Source organism: Syntrophomonas sp. UBA1041 (genome assembly GCF_002316705.1).
In the GTDB taxonomy this organism is placed as follows: Bacteria; Bacillota; Syntrophomonadia; order Syntrophomonadales; family Syntrophomonadaceae; genus DTU019.
Genome location: NZ_DCEA01000031.1, coordinates 1 through 3,942, shown reverse-complemented (window position 1 = coordinate 3,942; position 3,942 = coordinate 1). Strand labels below are relative to the sequence as shown.

Here is a 3,942-nt window from a genome sequence, read left to right as displayed (position 1 = left end):
CATATAGAATAATGCCATAGGTAATGAAAGTTCTTAAAATTTCCGTCAACTCCGGCACCAGTATTTCATTGGCAATAGGAACGCTCAGTAAATACATGGACTGCAGCAAATAGGTACCTAAAATCGCTTCGAATATAAAAGTTTTTTTGCCGGTGCTGCCACCTATTAGTATTGCGGAAACAGCAGGGAAAGCCATTGACAGGGGTTCATCATAAAGTTGAATGAAGCCGTAGCTTTGAGCATATATACAAATCCCAAAACCGGCAATAATTGTGGAAATAATAATGGCAATCAGACGGGTTTGGGATATATTTATCCCGGACAGTTTTGCAAACGCCTCGTTTTCGCCCACAGCAATAGTTGCCCGGCCGATTTTAGTCCGAAAATACAAATACAAAAACAAACAAATAATTGCAAAAACGGCGATTAAACCTACCGGTATTTCAATATTACCAATGCTTATCAAGCCATAGTTATCTAAAATGTGGTTAAAATAATTTTCCAGACTGATTTTTGGTCTTAGGCCTTGTCCGCCTATGGGATAAAGCATTTCGCGGTTTTGGAAGGGGGCCAGTGTCCAAAAATAGTTCATAAGCGGAATAAAAGAGAATCCGATAAAGATACCTGCTATTTCTTCCCTGCCTTTTACTCTGTTTAAAATCAAGCCGTATATCCAACCCAGCAGTGTACAAATCATCAGAGTAAACAATATCGACATAAAAAATCCATAAAATCCGGTCATTCTAAAATTAACTGCCAGGCACATACCTACCAGGCCGCCAATAATGCCTACTGGAAGACCGAAATTCATTCCGGCTCCCACATTAAGCATGGGTATAAGTGAAAGCACCAGCACACCATTCATGACAAGCTTGACCATGGATTCGTTCATCAGAACAAATAAATCCATATGCAAAATATACGAAAGACCAATTAACAGTATTAAAAAAGCAGAAATAATGATTTGGGGCGGTTTTATTCTATAATTTTTCACAGTCTACCCCTTCTTCCCCGGATAACACTAATCCAAAATCTACATCAGAGGAATCAGGGGATAATATTTTAAATATTTTTCCTTCAACCATGACCGCAATTCGATCACATACCCGTTTCAATTCATCTAATTCACTGGAGGCAATAATTATGGTTGTATTTCTGCTGCGATTGATCTCTATCAACATATTCAATATTTTTTCCTTGGCCGAGATGTCAATGCCTCGTGTTGGCTCTGCTACAAACAACAGCTTCGGATCTACAGTCAATGCCCTGGCAATACAGACTTTTTGCTGGTTGCCGCCGCTCAATTCTTTTACTTTTTGTTTAATGGAAGTGCATTTTATATCAAGATCCAGCATCATTTTATAAACATGAAGGTTGGTTTTGCGGTGATCAATAAAACCTAAAAAGTTAAAGGCAGAATCCCTGATAAACATATTTTTGATCTGATTGCCCGTAAAGATTATATTGCTTTCCAGAGATTGATCAGCCAAAATACCCAATCCTTGTCTATCATCCGGCAATACATACATGCCTTTGATGATATTTGTCCTGGCGTTCATCTTCACTAATTTTTTATTTTCATAATATACTTCTCCATCTACAGGATACATGTCCATCATGCCATAACCCAGGGCCAATTTGCCATGTCCTGACAAGCTGGTCAAACCCAATATTTCACCTTTATAGACACTTAAATTAAGATTTTTTACTTCTTCGCCCGGCATTTTTACGGAAAAATCTTTAAAGGTTATAACCGGCTTATTTTCCATCTCTCTTTTTTCTGCTGCTGCTTTATTTATCGTATGTCCGATCATGTCCTGTGCTAAATTATTTACATAGATATTGCCTTTTGCATACTGGGAAACCAGTTTGCCATCCCGCAAAACACTTACTTTATCACATACATACTGTACTTCTTCCAATCGGTGTGAAATGAATATTATTCCGATTTCACTGTTAGACATATCCTTTAGAATTTCGATCAGCTTTAAACCATCGTTTTTATTAAGAACCGCAGTCGGCTCATCCAATATCAAGAGTTTTAAGTCGGTGCGATCAATTTCCCGGGCTATCTCAATAAACTGTCTGATGTTTACGGATAGATTCATGATTTTAATACCTACACCTACACTTATTCCCAGTCTTTTTAAAGTCTGCCCGGCGTTTTCATAGTCTTGTTTCCGGTCGATAAAAGAATATTTCCTGCCAAACAACCGATCAGTAAGAGAGTGTGTATTTTCTCGGCCCAGCTTGATATTTTCCCCTACCGTCATATCGGGAATTAAGGCAAATTCCTGGTGAACCATGCCAATCCCCTGGCGAATTGCCTCTGCACAATTTTTGAAGTTTACTTTATTTCCCCTAAAAGATATTTGTCCTTGATATCCGCCGGTTTCATGTATAATAGGGTTCCCAAACAAAATATTCATCAAGGTAGTCTTGCCTGACCCGTTAGCCCCTACAATACCGTGTATTTCCCCGGCTTTTACAGATAAATTAATATTGCTCAAAGCAGGAATACCATTATAGCTTTTATTTAGATTGACTATTTCTAAAATGTTTTCCATTGATTACTCCGATACTTCAATAAATTAAAAGTTTACTAAAATAAAAAAGAAGTCAGGCTGTCTTTTAATAAGACAGCCTGAACGATGGTATTAGCAGTTAGTATAGTATAGTTTTCATAATCATAACAAAGTAATTATCAAGCTCAGGACTATCGGCTTTAGCTTTGAACTTGCTGAAGCTGACTTCACTGCCCATAACTTCCTTGGCAAACTGGTTCAGGTTATTGACATCTTTGTAATTAAAGCTGGGATCTTCTATCATTTTCTTGGCCAGCTCAACTGCAAACTGGGGCATGAATACCGTGGCCGGCACTTGCCATCCGCCTAATCTGCCTGTCATTCCGGCCGCAGCAGCTTTTTCCGAGATCATACTATTGACTTTGGAAAAATTCCAGGCATCGGCTTCCGAAATCTGCAAGCCCAATACGGTTGGGTAGGCCTGCAGGGGTGTCGGGCAGCATTGCTCAACTACCGTGAACTTTAGCTCAAATGCTTCATCAATTATTACATCATACATAGGACAATTAGTACCAAATATATTGGTGTCCGGCCCATATTTAGCTATTTGCCGGGGAATATCTTCCCTCAGGAATTGAAGCATCGGTCCGGTGCCATTGCCGGTTTGGGGATCGGGAGTAGCAACTTCGACCCACTGCATGCCTAATTCTTTGCAAGTCTTCTCCATGGCATCTTTTCTTTGGGAGATTACTTCTTTAGCCAGATGGGTAGGGAATGAATAATGAATCATAGTTTTGTCACCTATCTCATGAGCCTTTTGGGCAATAGTGACGCCTCTTCTTACCCAATCCGTATCCAGGTTAACGTCTACATATTTTGACATCAAGGCGGGATCATCCCATATAGGAGCAGTCATAGTGATAATATCCGGTCTTTTTTCTTCCACCTTTTGCAGAGCTGGCAATAAACCGGCTTGTCCGGATATTACAATGATGGCTTTCATTTTCGGCTCATCAGCCAGAGAGATAATTTGACTTAAGCCTGTCTCAATCTCAGTAGAGAAATTTTCCGGTAAAGTAATATGCTTAACCATGTCTGGGTACTTTTTGGCCATTTGTTCGGCTGCTCTAAACTCATCTTCGCTGGTTGACAATGTTGGCGTAACTACTCCAATTTTGTAATCAGCAAGCTTTTTAACTTCTTTATTAGTTGTAGTTGTTTGCTTTGTACACCCAGTTATCAGGGTTGTCATCAATAAAACAACTAGCAGCAGTGAAGTGATTTTTTTCAATTCTCTTTCCTCCCCATGTTAAATATTCGATTTCCTGACCTTTAACCAAACAACGATCGACTAAATACCATCATCAGCTAATTAAAACGCCCTTATTCCTTGTTAATTGCCAGGGTCGATTTTAGT

At 39.2% G+C, this 3,942-nt stretch carries 3 protein-coding genes; all 3 read right to left on the bottom strand.

Going from position 1 to position 3,942, the window contains the following annotated elements; genetic code table 11:
* On the bottom strand, positions 1-994 hold a 994-nt coding region (locus B2633_RS05250), incomplete at its 3' end, for an ABC transporter permease subunit (RefSeq protein ID WP_483169633.1).
* Positions 981-2,567: a sugar ABC transporter ATP-binding protein gene (locus tag B2633_RS05245; RefSeq protein WP_483169631.1), complete on the bottom strand. Its 1,587-nt coding sequence runs from the start codon at positions 2,565-2,567 to the stop codon at positions 981-983. The genes B2633_RS05245 and B2633_RS05250, both read right to left, overlap by 14 nt.
* 97 nt (positions 2,568-2,664) lie before the next feature.
* Complete coding sequence (locus B2633_RS05240; RefSeq protein ID WP_483169629.1) at positions 2,665-3,816, bottom strand: DUF3798 domain-containing protein; 1,152 nt, start codon at positions 3,814-3,816, stop codon at positions 2,665-2,667.
* Positions 3,817-3,942 lie beyond the last annotated feature (126 nt).